The sequence below is a fragment of the Bradyrhizobium sp. UFLA05-108 genome (genome assembly GCF_059803455.1).
In genome coordinates this window covers 39,773-58,756 of sequence record NZ_JBANAZ010000060.1, presented here as the reverse complement: position 1 = coordinate 58,756, position 18,984 = coordinate 39,773, and the positions used below count along the sequence as shown (strand labels likewise).

Sequence of the window (18,984 nt, the reverse complement as noted above, 5' to 3'; positions counted from 1 at the left end):
TGCCTTCACCCCCGAGGAATGCGCCAACTACCTCAAAAATTCAGGCTATCGAACTTAATGCCATCACGCTTTAGGGCTGGCGGCGCCAATCCTTCATCGCGCATTGGCTGGCGCGTGTGCCGGCCACAGATCGTCGCGCCAGCGCACCGCAATCGCCATCATCGCGATGAACCCAGAGATCGCATACAGCGAGCCCGTCGCCGAATAGCCGATGCGATCGATCAAGCTGCCCGCCGCGAGCAGCCCGAGCGGCAAGCCGTAGATCACCATCATGCGCACCCCCATCACGCGGCCCCGGAGGTGCGCGCTCGCCGCACGCATCAGGATCACTGCGGCTGATATCATCGACATGCTCTGGGCGATGCCGGCGAGCACGAGGCAGGCCATGGCGACCGGCATGGTCCTCAGTCCGACGAACACCAGCAGCATCGCGTACCAGGCGAGTGTCGCGCCGATCAGAAGCCGGGCGATGCGCAAGCCGCCCACAAGGCTGAGCGTGATCGAACCGATCAGCGAGCCCACGGCGAAACTCGCCGACAGATAGCCGAGACCGGTCTGATCGGTATGAAAGATGTCGCGCGCGACGAAAGGCAATAGTCCGTTCGTCAGCGGAAATGCCGTCAGATTGGCCAAAAACGCGACGCAGAGCGCCGCTCTCATCCCTGGGCCATTCCAGGCGTAAACGATGCCCTCTTTCAGGTCGCGCATCAGTCTCGCGCCGGTGCGGTCGTCCACCGGGCGATGGCTTGCGGCAGAGGACTTTGGCGGCCGGGTCAGGCAGAGCATCAGGATCGCGGCCACGAAGTAGAGACAGGCGATCGCCACATAAACGAGGCCGATACCAAGCGCGGCAAACAGACCGGCGCCGGTCAAGGCGCCCGCGATGCGTGCACTATCCTGGGTCGTGCGCGACAGGCTGATGGCACCAACCAGTTGTTCGGCCGGCATGATGCTGGCGAGCAGCGCACCGCGAATCCCGAGATCCGAAGGACGGATCAGGCCCATGACCGCGACGATGATCATCACATTGAGCGGTGCCAGATGGCCGCTTAGGGCCAGCGCCATGATGGTCGAGGACAGCGCCGTATAGGCAAGACGCATGGCGACGAGAAGATCCCGGTGACCCATGCGGTCTCCGATCATCCCGAACACCGGTGCGGTCAGTGTCCCGACATATTGCAGCGATGCCAGGATCGTGAGCAGCAGCACCGAGCCGGTCTCCACCATGATGTACCAGCCGAGCACCAGCGTTTCCACCTCGAATGCCCAGGAGGTGAGCAGATCGGATGGCCATTGAAAGCGATAGTTGCGGATGCGGAACGGCGCGAGCGCGGAAGGTCGTGTGGCTGTGCTCAAGATGTGATGACGGGTTTCACGGCGATTCCCTGCCCTTATTATTTGCTTTTTCTGTTCGTCAGCGTAGTGCCGGCGATACGCGTGTCAATTGACGCTACCGCATGCCGCCATGCTAGCCGACATCAGGCGATGTGCCATGCGTTGCGCAACCCGTTTCGTGGAGGGATAGACGAGCCGCCGCTTGCTCTTCCGGCGCGTCGAGCCCATTCTGGTCCACACCCCGGACCCATTCGGCAGGAGCCAGGGGATCGCGCCATCGCGGCGTACACGAGGTCTTGGGCCATGAAAGGTCTTGGGCCATGAAAGGTCTTGGACAGGGTCTTGGGCCATGAACTGCTCGGGTTGCGGTTTCGAGGTTCAGAGTGGCTTTGCCTTCTGCCCGAAGTGCGGCACGAAGCAGCCGCGCGCGTGCCCTGGCTGCGGCTTTCCATGTGCGCCGGATTTCGCATATTGCCCGAAATGCGGCGCTCTCGTCTGTGAGGCCCCCCAAGGCGGCGGGCAGGCATCGGTGCGGACGAGCCCGACGATCATCCCGATCAGGTCCTCCTCGCCGCCGCTCGCGCCGACGGTTGAGGCTCAACACGCGTTTCGACCGCAGCCCGAGAAGATCGATAGCGAGGCAAATCGTCGTACCATCACCGTGCTGTTTGCCGACCTCAGCGGCTTCACTGCGATGACCGAGCGGCTCGACCCCGAGGTCATGCAGACGCTTCAGAACGAACTATTCGAGGAACTGACGGCCGCGGTGCAGAGCTTTGGCGGCTTCGTGGACAAATTCATCGGCGATGCGCTGCTTGCTCTTTTTGGTGCGCCAGCCGCGCACGAGGACGACCCTGAGCGGGCGATCCGCGCGGCTCTGGACATGATCAGCCGGACGGCGCGCCTCAGCGAACGCGCGAAGGCGTATGCCGGCTCACCGCTGCTGCTCCATGTCGGTATCAACACCGGGCATGTCGTTGCGGGAGGGTTGGGTGTGGGTGTTGCCAAATCCTATTCGGTAACCGGCGACACGGTGAATACCGCACAGCGATTGCAGTCCATGGCGCCTCCGGGCGAGGTCCTGGTCGGGCCGCTGACCCACCGTCTGACCCGGCATGCTTTCTCCTATGACTCGCTTGGCGAGGTCTCGCTCAAGGGCAAGATGGGCAGCGTCCTGGTCCATCGTCTGAAGGGGGCGCTCGACACGCCCCGTGCAGCAAGAGGCCTCGACACGCTAGGCCTCAGCGCGCCCCTGATCGGGCGCGACACCGAGCTTGCCCGCGTGATCGGCAGCCTTGATCGCGCGTGCAGCGGCGCGGCTCAACTGGTGCGGCTGGTCGGCGAAGCAGGAATCGGGAAAACGCGCCTGGTGAACGAATTCGTCGCTCGCATCCGCGATGAGGATCGCTTCGCGGGTGTGGCGATCCGGCAGGCCGTCTGCTCGCCTCTGGGCGAACAATCCTACGGCACACTCGCCGCGGTGTTGCGCAGCGCCTATGGCATCGCGCAGAAGGCCAGCGCCGCAGAGGCGGAGGCGAAGCTTGCCGAAGCGCTGTCGGAGCTTGGCCTCGCGGCCGAGGAGACCGACCGCTTGATGCCCCTCTATCTGCACGTTCTTGGCCTCGGCGACCCCAGCGCCGTGCTCAGGCATGTCGAGCCCGAACAGCTCCGTCGACAGATCTTTTTCGCGATCCGCACCGTCTTCGAACGCCGCCTCGCCTTGTCACCGCTTCTGATCATCGTCGAGGACCTGCACTGGGCCGATGCGGTGTCGCTTGAAGCACTGCGATTCCTTATGGATCGGCTGGAGCGGACGCGGCTGATGCTGCTGTTCACCCATCGGCCAATGCTCGAGCTTGATCAGTTCGGTTCGAGTCGGATCAGTCACACGACCCTTCGGCTGTCTCCGCTTGGCGATGCTGACGGACAAAAACTGCTCGCGGCCTACTTCAGTCATGGTTGGCGTGAGGCACCGGGACAGCTGTTCAGTCGAATCCTCGAGCGCGCGAGCGGCAACCCGCTTTTCCTCGAGGAGATCATTCGCGGCCTCATCGAAGCCGGCGCCCTCGAGCGTGATGGTGCGCAGTGGCGGATGAAGTCGGATGAAGCCGCTACCGATATTCCGGCAAGCGTTCAGGCGCTTTTGCTGGCGCGCCTGGACCGGTTGCCGCACGAGGTGCGCCGCCTGGCTCAGGAGGCTGCGGTGATCGGTCCGCGCTTTGATGCGGCTGTTCTCGGTGCGACAGCAACCGAGCGGGCGAGGGTCGAGGCAGGGCTCGAACTTCTGTGCGACGCCGAGATCATCGAGGAGGTCGCAGGCTCGAACACGATTTCGCTGCGGAGCTATCGCTTCACGCAAACCATGCTCCAGGACGTGATCTATCAGAACCTGCTAATGCAGCGACGGATCGAGCTCCATGGTCGCATTGGTGCCGCTCTGGAGCGGCTCTATGGCAACGAGCCCGAGCGGCTCGAAGATCTCATCTTGCTTGGACACCACTTCAGTCTGAGCGCAAGCAAGTCGAAAGGAGCGCGTTATCTGGGCGCGGCCGGCGATCGCGCGCGCGCGAGCTATGCCAACGACGATGCCCTGCGTTTCTACCAGCAGTCCCTTTCCGTGCTGTCGACCGGTAGTGAACGGGAGCCGGAGTGCCTGGTCTTGTGCGAGCGCATCGCGGACCTGTGTCGCGTGGCCGGCCGCCGAAGTGCTGCCGAGGAGCACTACCAGAGTGCCCTGGAGGGGCACCGCATCGCACGGGACAGCATCGGTGAAGCGCGAATTCTTCGCAAGCTCGGCCGATTGTTGTGGGACGCCGGCAAGCGCATCAAGGCAGAGGCGCACTATGCTGAAGCGGCTGACCGGCTTGGCGGCATCGAGGCGCCGATCGAGTGGGCGCACCTCCTGCAAGAACGCGGCCGACTTGCGTTTCGCGTGGGTGATCACGTCGCTGCCGCAAGATGGGCGGAGGAGGCACTCGGCTATGCGAGGTCCGTGCCGGCGGACGCGGACGGGCAGGCCGGGCTCGAGGCGGCGCGCGCTATTGCGGAGGCGCTCAACACCAAGGGGGTCGCGCTGGCCCGGCTTGGACGGCACCAGGAGGCCGTGGGCGAGGTGGAGCAAAGTGTCGCGGCAGCGGAAGCCGCCGGCCTGCTCAACGCGGCGTGTCGCGGCTACACCAACCTCAGCGTGCTCTATACGATCGTCGATCCGGCGCAAGCCATGGAGGTTTGCCGGCGCGGACTCGGGGTGGCGCGTCGCATAGGCGATCTCGGCTTCCAGGCGCGACTCCTCGCCAACTTTGCCGTCGCCTGTTGCACTTTCACGGACAGATGTACCGACGAGGGAGTGCCGGCTGCCGAAAAGGCGGTCGAGATCGATCGTGCGCTCGACCAGCGCGAGCATCTCCCGGTGCCGCTGATCGTTCTTGGGCAGATCCATCAATGCCATTTCCGTCCCGACCTCGCCGTCCGCTGCTACAACGAGGCCATCGAGGTGGCGAACGAAACCGGCGAGCCGCAGCAGCTGTTTCCGTGCTATGATGGTCTTGCGACGCTGAACCTTGATCGCGGCGACATGCCCGAGGCCGAGCGATATTTCGCGCTAGCCCAGGACGTCTGCGACCGGCACGGGCTTGATCCTGCTGGACTGATCGTACTGCCGTTTCTTGACTAGCCAATGTGAGGGAGTTCAATGATGTCAGACCGCCATCTCGATGGACCACTTCAACCGGGCGATCGCGCACCGAACATCGTGCTGGACGCCATCACGCGCGAAGGAAAGATCGCGCTCGAGGATTATCGCGGGCACAGTCCAATATTGGTCGGCTTGTTTCGTGGCCTGCACTGCCCGTTCTGCCGGCGCCATATCGCGGCGCAGGCGCAGCTTGACGGCGCGCTGCGCGGGAAGGGCATCGAAAGTCTCACGGTGGTCAATACGCCGATCGATCGCGCGCGGCTCTACTTCCGCTATCATCCATTGCCCAACCTGCTCGCCGCGTCCGACCCCGAGCGGGTCTCGCATCGCGCGTTCGGCCTGCCCAATCTCGAGTTCACGGAAAACGAAACCGAGTGGCCGCGTAAGGTGGGCATGGATGTGGTCATGAGCATGCCGGTCGCGATGCCAGGCGAATTGCCCGGGCCGATGAATCGGCCGGCGGCGGCCGAGTACCTCAACAACAAGGACGGCTACGAGATGATGGAAGCCGATCAGCGCATGGCGGCGACCGGCCAAGGCCAGCTGTTCGGCCAGTTCCTGCTCGATCGGGAAGGGATCGTGCGCTGGACGTTTACGGAGGTTCCTGACGGCGGCCAACGCATGTTCGGAGCGCCGAGCCCACAGGAGTTGATGTCGGCCGCCTCGCAGGTGGCGGGCTAGGTACCTGGCGATTGACCCGCCACGTTCGGCCGTTTCTCTGCGAGCGCCGCCGCCACCGCCGAGATGAGCGGGCGCATGAAGTAGTGGTCTTCCACCGGTGAGACGTCGGTGCGCAAGCCGTGCGCCGCGAGCTCGCTCGAGACCGCCGGCCCCACCGATGCAATCAGCGTCCGCTCGAACCCAGCGCGCAGGCGCGCCTCACTGCCATGCGCCCTCGCGGCTTCGATCAGGCGGCGCACCTGGCCGAGATTGGTGAGCGCGATGGCATCGATCCGCCCTTCCGCCATGTCGTCGATCGCGGTGACGATATTCGCATCCGCCGCCTTCGGATCGTAGACATAGGGCAACACGGTATCGACTTCGGCGCCTTGCGCCTCGAGCGAGCCGATCAGCGCGCTGTGATCCTTGTCCGGATAGACCTGCAGGCCGAGGCTGTGCCCCCCGAGATCGGTCTTTGCCAGCATCTCGATGACGCCCTCGGTGGTCGGCTTTTCCGTGGTCTGCTGCGCCTCCAGCCCGACCTCGCGCAGGGCGCGCCCCGGCTTCGGCCCGCGGGTGAATTTTCGCGATTTGGCGAGCGCTGCGACAAACGCCTGATCGATCCCGCGCTCGCGCGCGAGCTTCATCATCCGTCGCAGGCCTTCGCCGGTCATCAGCACGAGGTCGTCGAACGGCTTGTCGATACAGCGTCGGATCCAGGCCTCGACCGGCGCGGGATCCGGCGCGTCGTGAATGGCGAACATCGGGCATTGCACGACGTCGGCGCCTTGTTCGGCGAGAAGCTTGGAAAATTGGGCCTCCTCGCGCGTTTCCAGGATCAGGATGCGGTAGCCGTTCAGCCGGTCGGCCATGGTCGAGCCTCGCTTTGCAATTGCAATGTTACGTTCATCCTGACTCCGCTCTTGGGATTGGCGCAAGGCGGGCTCCGGTGATAGAGCAGGACGCAAATCGGCCTGTTCCGTATCGTTTGCCCAAACCTTCATCAAGCTCATGCCCGACCATCAATACGTTCTGACGCTTTCCTGTCCGGATCGCCCCGGCATCGTCTCGGCAGTGTCGACCTTCCTTGCCCATAACGGTCAGAACATTCTCGACGCCCAGCAGTTCGACGACGTGGAGACCAAGAAGTTCTTCATGCGAGTCGTGTTCACGGCGGCCGATCTCGCCGTCGAACTGTCGGCCTTGCAGACCGGCTTTGCCGCGATCGCGGAGCGCTTCGGCATGGAATGGCAGATGCGCGACCGCGCCGCGCATCGCCGCGTGATGCTGCTGGTATCGAAGTCCGACCACTGCCTGGTCGACATCCTCTATCGCTGGCGCACCGGCGAATTGCCGATGAGCCCGACCGCGATCGTCTCCAACCATCCGCGCGAGGCCTATGCCGGGCTCGATTTCGGCGAGGTCCCGTTCCACCATCTGCCGATCACCAGGGAAACCAAGCGCGAGCAGGAGGGGCAGATCCTCGATCTCGTCGCCAGGACGAAGACCGATCTCGTGGTGCTCGCCCGCTACATGCAGATCCTGTCGGACGATCTATCCGCAAAGCTGTCGGGACGCTGCATCAACATCCACCACTCGTTCCTGCCGGGCTTCAAGGGCGCAAAGCCCTATCACCAGGCTCATGAGCGCGGTGTGAAGCTGATTGGAGCGACCGCGCATTACGTCACGCGCGATCTGGACGAAGGTCCGATCATCGACCAGGACGTCGAGCGGATCAGCCATCGCGACACGCCGGCGGATCTCGTCCGCAAGGGCCGCGACATCGAACGCCGCGTGCTGGCGCGCGCGATGCGCTACCATCTCGACGACCGCGTCATCCTCAACGGGCGCAAGACCGTGGTGTTCGTGGATTAGTGGATGACGAGTGGCGAATAGTGGGTGGAAGAAGCGGAGCTTCCTATTCGCTATTCCCTATTCGCCATTCGCCTCTTCAATGAACCGCGCCGCCTGACGTCGAGCCCGTGGCGCCCTTCTGCGCCTGCTCTTCCTTCTCGCGGTCGGCCGCCGGCATCAGCCGCTTGCGCTCGCGCTCTTTCATGTAGGCGTCGTATTGCGGCGTGCCCGGTCGCGGCGGTGCGTCCGCCGGCAGGCCGCCAGCCCATTGCGGAATGTAGTCGCCCATGCCGGCCGACAGTTTCTCGTTCACCGTGCCGCAGCCGGACAGCCCCGCCGTGAGCGCGAGGAGGATGAGGAGGAAGCGGAAACGTTTCGACATTGTAAGTAGCGTAGGGAATCGGAACGGGTTAGCCGGAGGCCGGCTGGAGCCGGCGCCGAGGAGACTAGCCATCAACAAGGTAAAATAGACTTATTCGAGATAGGTTACATCATACCATTTTTGCGGCGGTCTCGAGAATTTCCGGATATACAGATTCTGCAAGGGGAAGCCGAAATCCTCCATCCACGCCGCTCGTCCCATCTGTGGACTGCCGCGGCGGCTTCGCGACAAAGTGCCCTGTTCGGCGACGGGGTTTTTCGTTGACAAGTCCATTTTATTTGTACAAGCGTACAAATAGTATGGCTAGCGTCGGGATGCTCAGGTTACCTCGACGTAACCGCAATACGGCTCCCGCTGCTGGCAACCGGAACGCGGCTTGCGCCGAATGGTCGCCAAACGTCCGATTGACAATGGGGGCGCGAAAGACGCCATGTGGCGCGCGACAACGCTCGCGCGCGAGCCAGGGTGAGGCAAGGACCAGGCGCTCGGTCCGGCACACGAGAGGTCAGGAATGAAGGGGAGGGACATCTGATGTTCGAACGCAACGTGTTTTCTCGGGCCGCCGCGGTGGCCGCTATCGCGGGCCTTGCGGCCGTCGCGCCTGCCAGGGCGGAAGATACCGTGAAGGTCGGCCTGATTCTGCCAATGACCGGCGGCCAGGCCTCGACCGGCAAGCAGATCGAGAACGCGATCAAGCTCTACATGCAGCAGAAGGGCGACACCGTCGCCGGCAAGAAGGTCGAGATCATCGTCAAGGACGATGCCGCGATTCCCGATAAGACCAAGACGGCCGCGCAGGAGCTGATCGTCAACGACAAGGTCAATTTCATCGCCGGTTTCGGCGTGACGCCGGCGGCACTCGCCGCTGCGCCGCTCGCCACCCAAGCCAAGATTCCGGAAGTCGTGATGGCGGCCGGCACCTCGATCATCACCGAGCGCTCGCCCTACATCGTGCGCACTAGCTTCACGCTGGCGCAGTCCTCGACCATTATCGGCGATTGGGCGGTGAAGAACGGCATCAAGAAGGTCGCGACGCTGACCTCGGACTATGCGCCGGGCAATGACGCGCTCAACTTCTTCAAGGAGCATTTTGTCGCCGGCGGCGGTGAGGTGGTCGAAGAGGTCAAGACGCCGCTCGCCAATCCCGACTTTGCGCCGTTTCTCCAGCGCATGAAGGACGCAAAACCCGACGCGATCTTCGTGTTCGTGCCGGCCGGCCAGGGCGGCAACTTCATGAAGCAGTATGCCGAACGTGGCCTCGACAAGGCAGGCATCAAGGTGATCGGGCCGGGCGACGTCACCGACGACGATCTCCTCAACAACATGGGCGATGCCGTGCTGGGCACCGTGACCGCGCATCTCTACTCCGCGGCGCATCCCTCGCAGATGAACAAGGACTTCGTCGCTGCCTACAAGAAGGCGTTCGGCAACCGTCCGGGCTTCATGGCCGTGAGCGGCTATGATGGCATCCATTTGATCTACGAGGCGCTCAAGAAGACGAATGGCGACACCGACGGCACCAAGCTGATCGAGGCTATGAAGGGGCAGAAGTGGGAGAGCCCGCGCGGCCCGATCTCGATCGATCCCGAGACCCGCGACATCGTGCAGAACATCTACATCCGCAAGGTCGAGAAGGTCGACGGCGAGCTCTACAATGTCGAATTCCAGACGTTCGAAGCCGTCAAGGATCTCGGCAAGACCAAGAAGTGACGCGCTTTTCTAAACCTCTCCCGCTTGCGAGAGAGGTCGGCGCGAAGCGACGGGTGAGGGCTCCCTCAATACGGGGATTGTCCCGTTGCGGAGAGACCCTCTCCCCAGCCCTCTCCCGCAAGCGGGAGAGGGAGCACAGCAGACCTCATATCTTTTCGACAACGATCTGCCCTCGATGACCGCAATCCTCACCAACCTGTTCGATGGCGTTGCCTACGGCATGCTGCTGTTCGTGCTCGCTTGCGGGCTCGCGGTCACGCTCGGCCTGATGAACTTCGTCAATCTCGCGCACGGCGCCTTTGCGATGTCCGGCGGCTATATCTGCGCCGTGCTGGTCAACCAGCAGGGCTGGCCGTTTTTCGCCGCACTACCGCTCGCCTTCGTCTCCGCCGCCGTGATCGGCATCGCGCTGGAGCGAACGCTCTACCGCCACCTCTATGCGCGCAGCCATCTCGACCAGGTGCTGTTCACGATTGGCTTGACGTTCATGTCGGTCGCCGCGGTCGACTACGTCATGGGATCGTCGCGGGTGTTCATCAATCTGCCGGCGGCGCTCCAAGGCCAGTTCGACCTGTTCGGCGTCGGTATCGGCCGCTACCGCCTGATGATCGTCATCATCTGCGGGCTCCTCACCATCGCGCTCCAGCTCGTGCTGGCGAAGACCCGCTTTGGCAGCCGTCTGCGTGCCGCCGTCGACGATCCGCGCGCCGCGAGTGGCCTCGGCATCAACGTGCCACAGGTGTTCGCCTTCACCTTTGCTTTCGGCTGCGGCCTCGCGGGCCTCGGCGGCGCGCTGAGCGCGGAGATCCTTGGGCTCGATCCGTATTTCCCGCTGAAATTCATGATCTACTTCCTGATCGTGGTCACCGTGGGCGGCTCCTCCTCAATTACCGGTCCATTTCTGGCGTCGCTGCTGCTCGGCATCGGCGACGTCGCCGGCAAGTACTACGTGCCCAAGATGGGTCCGTTCGTGATCTACACCATGATGATCGTGATCCTGATCTGGCGCCCGAACGGCCTGTTCGGCCGCACGGCCGCACGTTGAGTTGAGCCGATGAGCGCTGCATCCGACGTCGGTCATCACGCCCAGCGACATGCGCGCTGGCACTATGGCGAAGTCGCATTCTGGCTGATCGTGCTGGCCTGCGGCTTCGTGTTTCCCTCGCGCTACCTGATCATGACCGACATCGTGCGGCTCGCGCTGTTTGCGATGTCGCTCGACCTGATCCTTGGCTATGCCGGTATCGTCTCGCTCGGACATGCCGCCTTCTTCGGCGTCGGCGCCTATGCCGCTGGGCTTCTTGCGCTGCACGGCATCATCAACGAGCCGGTGCTTGCGCTGATCGTCGCGGGCCTCGCCGCGATGGTGCTCGGCTTCGCCACGAGCTTCTTGGTGATCCGTGGTGTCGACCTGACCCGGCTGATGGTCACGCTCGGCATCGCGCTGCTGCTGGAGGCACTGGCCGAGCGCTTCTCCAACATCACAGGCGGCACTGATGGTCTGCAAGGCATCGAGATGCAGCCGATTTTTGGGGTGCTTGCCTTCGACATGTTCGGCAAGACCGGGTTCTTCTATTCCGTCGCCGTCCTGTTCGTGCTGTTTCTGCTCGCGCGCCGCATCGTGCATTCGCCGTTCGGCCTGTCGCTGCGCGCCATCAAGAACAATCCGCTCCGAGCCGCCGCCATCGGCATTCCCGTCAACCGCCGCCTGATCGCGATCTATACGCTCGCCGCGTTCTATGCGGGGATTGCGGGCGCGCTGTTCACCCAGACTACCGCGATCGCCTCGCTCGACGTGTTCGCCTTCGAGCGCTCGGCCGATCTGATGCTGGTGCTCGTGATCGGCGGCACCGGTTATCTCTATGGCGGGCTGATCGGCGCGGTCGTGTTCCGCATGCTGCAGGAATGGTTCTCGACGATCACCCCGCAATATTGGCAGTTCTGGATCGGCCTCGTGCTGGTCGTGATCGTGCTGGTCGGCCGCCAGCGCCTGCATCGCTGGGTGCTGTTCGTGCCGAACCTGATCATCAAGCAGGTAGCCGGTCGCAAGGCGGTCGTCGCCGTGCCGGAGGGCGACGCATGACCATCGCGCTCGAAACCCAGAATCTCGAAAAGACGTTCGGAGGCCTGCGCGTCACGCGCGACCTGTCGCTCAAGATCGAGCAGGGCGCCCGTCACGCCCTGATCGGCCCGAACGGCGCCGGCAAGACCACGGTGATCAACCAGCTTACCGGCGTGCTCAAGCCGAACTCGGGACGCATCCTGCTCGAAGGCCAGGACATCACCGATCTGCCCGTGCACAAGCGCGTGCTGCGCGGCCTGTCGCGCACCTTCCAGATCAACCAGCTCTATCCCGACCTGACGCCGCTCGAAACCATTGGGCTAGCGGTCTCCGAACGCCTCGGCCATGGCGGCGACTGGTGGCGGCGCATGGGCACCCGCGACGACGTCAATGGCGAGATTGCCGAGCTCCTCAAGCACTTCCATTTGCTCGACGTCATGAACGAGCAGACCGTGACGCTGCCGTATGGCAAGCAGCGCTTGCTCGAGATCGCGGTCGCAATCGCGGCCAAGCCGCGCGTGCTGCTGTTAGATGAACCCGCCGCCGGCGTGCCCGAGAGCGAGCGCCACGACATCCTGGCCGTGGTCGCAGCGCTGCCCCGTGACGTCACCGTGCTCCTGATCGAGCATGACATGGATCTCGTCTTCTCGTTCGCCGACCGCATCTCGGTACTGGTTGCCGGCGCGCTGCTCACGGAGGGTCCGCCGGATCAAGTGGCGCGCGACCCGCAAGTCAAGGCCGTCTATCTCGGCGAGGAGGCGGTCAATGTCTGACCTGCTCGCAATCGACTCACTTCGCGTCGGCTACGGCGAGGCGGTGGTGCTGCCCAACATGTCCTTGCGCCTCGCCGAGGGGCAGGTGCTGGCGCTGCTGGGCCGCAACGGTACCGGCAAGACCACGCTGATCAACTCCATCGTCGGCGTCACCCGGCGCTTTTCCGGCTGGGTCGCGCTCGCCGGCGCCGATGTCACCTCGCTGCGGCCCGACCAGCGCGCGCGCGCCGGCATCGGCTGGGTGCCGCAGGAGCGCAACATCTTCCGCTCGCTGACGGTGGAGGAGAACATGACCGCCGTGGCTCAGCCCGGCCTCTGGACGGTCGAGAAGGTCTACGAGATGTTCCCGCGGCTGAAGGAGCGGCGGAGCAATTTTGGCAACCAGCTCTCCGGCGGCGAGCAGCAGATGCTGGCGATCGGCCGCGCGCTGACCCTCAATCCCAAGGTCCTGTTGCTGGACGAGCCGACCGAGGGTCTTGCGCCGATCATCGTCGAGGAGCTTCTGAAGGCGATCGGGACTATCACCCGGGCCGGCGGCATCTGCTCGATCATCGTCGAGCAGAACGCCCAAAAGATTCTGGGGCTTGCCGACCGCGTTGTGATATTGGAGCGCGGAACGATCGTCCACGACGCCCCGAGCGCCGCGCTGAAGGCCGACCCATCGGTCCTCGAGCGCCATCTGGGCGTCGCCGGGGCGGCCGCCCACTAGTCTGTCTGACGCGTCTTCTTCACGCGAACCGGTACCCACTTCGCTTGAAAACGCTATTGAAAATTTGGGAGTGAACCAATGCAGCGAACCAAAGCCCCCTTCCGCGCCGACGAGGTCGGCAGCCTCCTGCGTCCGGCGAAGATCAAGGAAGCTCGCGCGAAGCTGGAGAAGGGCGAGATCTCGGCCGATGATCTGCGCAAGATCGAGGACGTGGAGATCGAGAAGGTCGTGCACAAGCAGGCCTCGATCGGCCTGAAGCTCGCAACTGACGGCGAATTCCGCCGCTCCTGGTGGCATTTCGACTTCCTGGCGAAGCTCACCGGGTGCGAAATGTTCCACCCGGACACCGGCATCCAGTTCGCGGGCGTCGAGACACGGCATGACGCGGTGCGGGTGATCGGCAAGCTCGACTTCCCCGACCACCACCCGATGCTCGACCACTTCAAGTTCCTGAAGAAGTATGCCGATCAGGCCCACGTCACCGCCAAGATGACGATTCCTTCGCCCGCGGTGCTGCATTTCCGCGGCGGCCGCAAGGCGATCTCCAAGGACGTCTATCCCGATCTCGATGCTTTCTACGAGGACCTCGGCAAGACCTATCGCAAGGCCGTCAAGGCCTTCTACGACGCCGGCTGCCGCTATCTCCAGTTCGACGACACCGTGTGGGCCTATCTCTGCTCGCAGGACGAATTGAAGAAGGCGCGCGAGCGCGGCGACAATCCCGATGGTCTGCAGCAGATCTATTCGCGCATCATCAACTATGCGCTCGCCGAGAAGCCCGCGGACATGGTGATCTCGACCCATGTCTGCCGCGGCAATTTCCGCTCGACCTGGATCTCCTCGGGTGGCTACGAGCCGGTCGCCGAAACCCTGCTCGCCGGCACCAACTACGACGGCTACTTCCTGGAATATGACTCAGACCGCGCCGGCGGCTTCGAGCCGCTGCGCTTCCTGCCCAAGGGCAACAAGGTCGTCGTGGTCGGCGTCATCACCTCGAAGTTCGGCGAGCTCGAGAAGAAGGACGACATCAAGCGCCGTCTCGAGGAAGCCGCCAAGTTCGCGCCGGTGGAGCAGCTCGCGCTCTCCCCGCAGTGCGGCTTCGCCTCGACCGAGGAAGGCAACATCCTCTCCGAGGAGGAGCAGTGGGCCAAGCTCAGCCTGGCGGTTGAGATCGCGAAGGAAGTGTGGGGCAACTAAGAGCACCACGTAATCCGTCACGTGAGTGACGGGGAGGGGCCCTACCGCTGTCATTCCCCGCGAAGGCGGGGAATCCAGTACGCCGCGGCTTTTCCGTACCTTGCACTGTCTCTGGAATACTGGATCGCCCGGTCGAGCCGGGCGATGACACTTGAGCGTGATGCGAGCAGCGCCGCGCTCCTGTTGGGCAGCGCGCCAGCGCCCTCACTTCTCCGCCAGATAAACCTCGCCCAGCAGCGACGAGTTCGACCACGGCACCTGCTGGTTCCTGGTGGATGAGACCACCTCGGCGCGCACGCGCGTCAGCATCTGCTGCACCTCGAGCCCAGGCGTGCCGATATGGCGGGAAAGGGCCGACGAGAATGGTGAATTGGCGCCTTCGCCGTCGAGCGCAACCTGGCCGGGCGCGGTGGCGAATGCGATCAGCGTGCCGGCCCCCAGCGTCGCGCCCGCGCCGAGACTGGTCGGAGCCGCGAGACCTGAGGCGGCCTCGATGCCTCGATTGGCGCCTGCGCTCGCGATCTGCGGCGCCATCGGGTTGTTACGGCAGGCATCGAAGATCAGGAGGTTGGTGCGGACCTGATCGTCGAGGCCGGCCATGATCGTATCCATGTCGATCATCGCCTCCGTCAGGTGGGCGCCTGCCTTCAGCTCCACATCGATCGGGATGAGATAGTTGCGGCCGTCGATCTGCACGCCGTGGCCGGCGTAGTAGACCACCGCGACCTGCGCCCGCGCCGCATCGCGCAGGAAGTCGCGCGTCATCTTCTGCATCGCGGCGCGGTCGAGGTCGATGCCCTCCGACACCGTGAAGCCGATGTCGCGCAGGCTCTTTGCGACCGCGCGCGCATCGTTGGGCGGATTGGGCAGCGCCTTGACGTGGGCATAGGCGCCGTTGCCGATGATCAGCGCCATGCGCTTGCCGCGGCCTGCCGGAGCGGGCGAGGATGCCGTGCTTGCTTGCTGCGCGGGGGCTGCCGTCTGCTGCGCCGTCGAGGTTGGCGCATCGCGCGGCACCGGCACGGTTGCATCTGATAGCAGCGACAGCCGCACCTTGGCGGTCGCCTGGTTGGACTTGCTGCCGGCGTCCGACGCGGTGACGCCGAGCGCGCCCTTGTAGTCCTCCCTGGCGTGCGCGTAATCGCCCTTGGCCTCAAAGGCGAGCCCGCGGAACGTGTAGGCCGAGATCAGCACGCTGTTCGGCGGCGTCATGATGTTGACAGGTGGCTTGTCCTTGGCGAGCCGGATCGCCTCGCTGCCGTCGGCAATGGCGCGGTCGAGCTCGCCCTTGGCGCGCCAGATCGTGGTTCGGTGCACCAGCGGCTGCGACAGGCTCGGGTCGATGCGGATGGCCTGGTTGATGTCGGCAAGCGCAGCGTCGAGGTCGCCGAGCGCTTCCTTGCAGGCGCCGCGGTTCTGGTAGGAGAAGGCCGATTTCGGGTCGGCCTTTATCGCCGCGTCGAAATCTGCAATCGCCTTGGCGTAGTCCTTCCTGCCTTGATAGGCGTTGCCGCGGTTGTGGAAGATGATTCCGCTCGGTGGCCCGAGCTTCAGCGCGTCGTCGAAATCGGCGATCGCGATGTCGTACTCGCCTTTGTCGAAATAGGCCGAGCCGCGCAGGTTGTGGACCGCCTGGCTCGGCTCCAGGCGGATCGCTTCGGTCGCATCCGCGATGACCTTCGCGTAGTCGCCCTTCTTGTTCCAGCCCACTGCGCGCCAGAAATAGACGGTTGCGAGCTGTCCGCCCTTGAACACCTTCAGCGCGATGATCTTGTTGCAGGCATCGATCTGCTGGTCGGCCGGCGTGGTGTCGGTGGTGCAGAGCGGCCCGAGCTGGCTGCGCGACTGCGCAAGGACGGGTGCGCTCCAGAACGCTGAGACAAGCAGAGAGAGCGCGACAAGCAGACGGCGCATTTGGCGGAATCCGGGGGTGAGCGTCCCTTGTTTGTTGCCGGGGCGGGAACGATGGTTCAAGGGCAGAAACAATGACCCAACACGAAGATCGAGTTGGGCCAGTGCGGCAAGGCCGGCTCCTGCTATTTCCTCTGCGTCACGCCGTCGTAACCTGATACGATCCGGGCATTGCTCAGACGTCCAGAGGCGTTGTGCAATGAGGCGGCGGGATTTCACAGCGGGTCTCTTGCTTGCCACGGCGATCCAACCCGCGCGGGCGCAGCGGGGGACGCCACCGCGGATTGCGATCTTCCATCCGGCCATCCCCGTTGGCCTCCTGACCGAAACGGGCGGGGGGACGGCGTGGCGCGCGTTTTTCGGAGAGCTCCGTCGGCTGGGTTACGTCGAAGGACAAAATCTGATCGTCGAGCGCTATTCCGCCGAGGGGCATCACGAGCGCTATGCTGATTTCGCCCGGGATATCGTGGCGCGCAATCCGGATTTGATCGTCACCGGGACCAATCCGGTCGTGGTCGCCTTCAAGGCCACGACCAGCACGATACCGCTTGTGGCGTTTATGCTGGATCCGCTGAAGGCGGGGCTGATCGCCAGCCTGGCCCGACCCGGCGGCAACCTGACCGGTATCACGCTCGATGCAGGCATCGAGATCTGGGGGAAGCGCCTCGCGTTGCTGAAGGAGGCCGTCTCTCAGGCTGCGAGCGTCGCCTTCCTCGGGATGCGTGACGGGTGGGAAGGCTCATTTGGGCAGGCCTTGCGCGATGTCAGCAGCCGGTTGGGAATTTCACTGGTCTCGATGGTCCCGAACATCGGGACGACCACGGAGATCGAGCGTGTCTTCACTGATATGGCCGAGCAACGGCCGGACGCAGTCTTGATCACGGGCGAAGGCGACCTCTACGCTCACCGGCAGCTGATTGCCGAACTCGCCCTGAAATACCGCTTGCCGACGATGTGTCCGTACCGCGATTACGTCGATGCCGGCGGACTGATGGCCTATACGGTCGACCTCGCGGAATTGCTCAGGCGCATGGCCCAGGACGTGCACCAAATCCTGAAGGGAGCCAGACCCGGCGACATCCCGATTTATCAGCCGACCAAGTTCGAGCTCCTGATCAACCTGAAGACGGCCAAAGCGCTCGGCCTCGTCCTGCCGCCCGCGCTGCTGTCGAATGCCGACGAGATGATCGACTGAACCGTCAGGCAGGGCACTAGCCATCAATCCAAAGCCCAAGCTTCCCCCATTGGGCAGACCGTGGTAGGAACTGCTTATCCCAACCCGCTGCCCACCTCCGTCCCACTCATGAAGAACGACGAAATTCTCAGCCAGATCACCGAGTTCTGCCGCAAGGCGGACATGGCGGAATCGACGTTTGGCCGGCGCGCGGTGAACGATGGGAAGCTGGTGCAGCGCCTGCGCGAGGGTAAGCGCATCACCATCGATACGCTGGAGCGGATCCAGGCCTATATGGCCGCATCGATGACCGGAGGCCTGCCGCCGCCGCGAGGGCTTCAGGTGCCGCCGGAGAAGCGCGATCCGCGCGGTAATTTCCGCTTCTTCGAGAACCGGCAGAAATACCTGCTGTTCGTCCATACCTGCAGCGAGAAACGCGTGATCGCCGAGCGCGTGGCGCTCGAGCTCACCAGCATCCATCCGCGCCCACCGGCTCTGCGCATATTCGACGCGGGCGTCGGTGACGGCACCGTGCTGGCGCGGGTGCTGCGCGCCACCCACCAGCGCTTTCCGCACATGCCGTTCTATGTCGCCGGCAAGGAGCTTAGTCTCGAGGACCTGCGCCTGACGTTGGAGAAGGTGCCGGACCGCATTTTTGAGCATCCCGCGTCGGTTTTCGTCTTTACCAACATGTTCTACTCGGAGGCGCCCTGGTTGACGCCGGCCTCGCCCGCCGCGGCCGCCGCGACCGTCTGGCACGAGGTTCCGCTGCTGGGCGCTTCCTCGGGCGAGTTCGAGCAGCAGATCGCCGAGCTGAGGCCGTTCCTGGAGCAGAACTGGCGCGCCGCGATCAGCCCGCGCACGGCCATGCCGCTCTATGAGCGGCCCGTCGTCCTCGTGCTCTATCGCGAGGATCACAGATTCCTGCTGGATTCGACCATTCCGCGTCCCGGCCAGACCGAGGCCAATTTCGACCTGGTTATCGCATCCCAGCCATACCGCGCCCTGTCCTCGGTTAATTTTCGCGCAAAGCGGATCATTGCGCCTCTGGCGCGGGCATTGCGGCCAGGGGGGCGCCTGATCGGTATTCACTCTCATGGTCACGATCCGGGCATGGAAATGATCCAGGCGATCTGGCCCGGAGAAAATCCTTTCGCGGTGAGCCGTCATGAGCTATTGCGCGCAGTTAAGTATGAGCTCGGATCGTTGGGCCGCGATCTAAATTTTAATGCATATGCTGATAACCGCTCGATCTTCAGGTATGATATGGAAGCGCTGCCCAACGAGGTGACGGGTACCATCGGAACCTCGACGGCCTTTGCAGCGTGGAATGCGGCGGTGTATGTCGCTCAGATTGAGGACGACCGATTGACGGAAATGACTCAAAACGGCCGTACTCTGGATGCTGCCAGGGACGTGCTGCGGAAGTACAACGGGCTCTGGTTTTACGACGAATCCTACGTCATCTCGCGCCGGCGTGATTGACATCATCCAAAAGTAAACATTGCAAACGACTGCCCAAC

The 18,984-nt window shown here is 63.8% G+C and carries 15 protein-coding genes; 11 read left to right on the top strand and 4 right to left on the bottom strand.

Translation table 11 applies throughout. The annotated features are described in order from the left end of the window. Positions 1-93: 93 nt before the first annotated feature. Entirely contained in the window at positions 94-1,356 is a 1,263-nt protein-coding gene (locus tag SO140_RS33770) for an MFS transporter (protein ID WP_449379068.1), read from the bottom strand. A gap of 328 nt (positions 1,357-1,684) precedes the next feature. Between SO140_RS33770 and SO140_RS33765 the strand changes: the two genes are divergently transcribed. Further along, positions 1,685-5,008, top strand: a complete 3,324-nt coding sequence (locus SO140_RS33765; protein WP_498543684.1) for an adenylate/guanylate cyclase domain-containing protein — start codon at positions 1,685-1,687, stop codon at positions 5,006-5,008. A 21-nt stretch (positions 5,009-5,029) separates the two neighbouring features. After that, a complete protein-coding gene (locus SO140_RS33760; protein ID WP_449379070.1) occupies positions 5,030-5,710 on the top strand; it encodes a redoxin domain-containing protein in 681 nt (226 codons plus the stop codon). Here the strand turns inward: SO140_RS33760 and SO140_RS33755 are convergent. Further along, positions 5,707-6,561, bottom strand: coding sequence for a uroporphyrinogen-III synthase (locus SO140_RS33755; RefSeq protein ID WP_449379071.1), 855 nt, complete (start codon positions 6,559-6,561; stop codon positions 5,707-5,709). The two genes, SO140_RS33760 and SO140_RS33755, sit on opposite strands and share 4 nt — an antisense overlap. A gap of 139 nt (positions 6,562-6,700) precedes the next feature. Here SO140_RS33755 and purU point away from each other — a divergent pair, with 139 nt between their 5' ends. Then, complete coding sequence (purU, locus tag SO140_RS33750) at positions 6,701-7,564, top strand: formyltetrahydrofolate deformylase (RefSeq protein WP_449379072.1); 864 nt, start codon at positions 6,701-6,703, stop codon at positions 7,562-7,564. Between the two features lie 76 nt (positions 7,565-7,640). Here purU and SO140_RS33745 read toward each other — a convergent pair whose 3' ends face one another. Next, positions 7,641-7,925 (bottom strand): hypothetical protein, encoded by a 285-nt coding sequence (locus SO140_RS33745; protein WP_449379073.1) that lies wholly within the window; start codon positions 7,923-7,925, stop codon positions 7,641-7,643. Positions 7,926-8,456: 531 nt separating this feature from the next. On the opposite strand from SO140_RS33745, the gene SO140_RS33740 reads away from it, so the two are divergent. The 6 genes from SO140_RS33740 to SO140_RS33715 all read left to right on the top strand — a co-directional run bounded on the left by SO140_RS33740 (position 8,457) and on the right by SO140_RS33715 (position 14,376). Further along, the gene (locus SO140_RS33740) at positions 8,457-9,635 is read left to right on the top strand and encodes an ABC transporter substrate-binding protein (protein WP_449379074.1); all 1,179 of its coding nucleotides are present in this window, start codon (positions 8,457-8,459) and stop codon (positions 9,633-9,635) included. A gap of 175 nt (positions 9,636-9,810) precedes the next feature. Beyond that, the gene (locus tag SO140_RS33735) at positions 9,811-10,680 is read left to right on the top strand and encodes a branched-chain amino acid ABC transporter permease (RefSeq protein WP_449379075.1); all 870 of its coding nucleotides are present in this window, start codon (positions 9,811-9,813) and stop codon (positions 10,678-10,680) included. 9 nt (positions 10,681-10,689) lie between these two features. Next, positions 10,690-11,718, top strand: a complete 1,029-nt coding sequence (locus SO140_RS33730) for a branched-chain amino acid ABC transporter permease (protein ID WP_498543683.1) — start codon at positions 10,690-10,692, stop codon at positions 11,716-11,718. Next, positions 11,715-12,470 (top strand): ABC transporter ATP-binding protein, encoded by a 756-nt coding sequence (locus SO140_RS33725; RefSeq protein WP_449379077.1) that lies wholly within the window; start codon positions 11,715-11,717, stop codon positions 12,468-12,470. Before SO140_RS33730 ends, SO140_RS33725 begins: the two co-directional genes overlap by 4 nt. Then, positions 12,463-13,179, top strand: a complete 717-nt coding sequence (locus SO140_RS33720) for an ABC transporter ATP-binding protein (RefSeq protein ID WP_449379078.1) — start codon at positions 12,463-12,465, stop codon at positions 13,177-13,179. The genes SO140_RS33725 and SO140_RS33720 overlap by 8 nt, the downstream gene beginning before the upstream one ends. Positions 13,180-13,257: 78 nt before the next feature. Then, the gene (locus SO140_RS33715) at positions 13,258-14,376 is read left to right on the top strand and encodes a cobalamin-independent methionine synthase II family protein (protein ID WP_449379079.1); all 1,119 of its coding nucleotides are present in this window, start codon (positions 13,258-13,260) and stop codon (positions 14,374-14,376) included. A 204-nt stretch (positions 14,377-14,580) separates the two neighbouring features. On the opposite strand, the gene SO140_RS33710 is transcribed toward SO140_RS33715, so the two are convergent. After that, positions 14,581-16,290, bottom strand: coding sequence for a caspase family protein (locus tag SO140_RS33710; RefSeq protein ID WP_449379080.1), 1,710 nt, complete (start codon positions 16,288-16,290; stop codon positions 14,581-14,583). A 196-nt stretch (positions 16,291-16,486) separates the two neighbouring features. On the opposite strand from SO140_RS33710, the gene SO140_RS33705 reads away from it, so the two are divergent. Both SO140_RS33705 and SO140_RS33700 read left to right on the top strand, forming a co-directional pair. Further along, on the top strand, positions 16,487-17,482 hold the full coding sequence (locus SO140_RS33705; RefSeq protein ID WP_449379081.1) for an ABC transporter substrate-binding protein: 996 nt from the start codon (positions 16,487-16,489) through the stop codon (positions 17,480-17,482). 108 nt (positions 17,483-17,590) lie between these two features. Then, on the top strand, positions 17,591-18,946 hold the full coding sequence (locus SO140_RS33700; protein ID WP_449379082.1) for a hypothetical protein: 1,356 nt from the start codon (positions 17,591-17,593) through the stop codon (positions 18,944-18,946). The last annotated feature ends 38 nt before the right edge of the window (positions 18,947-18,984 follow it).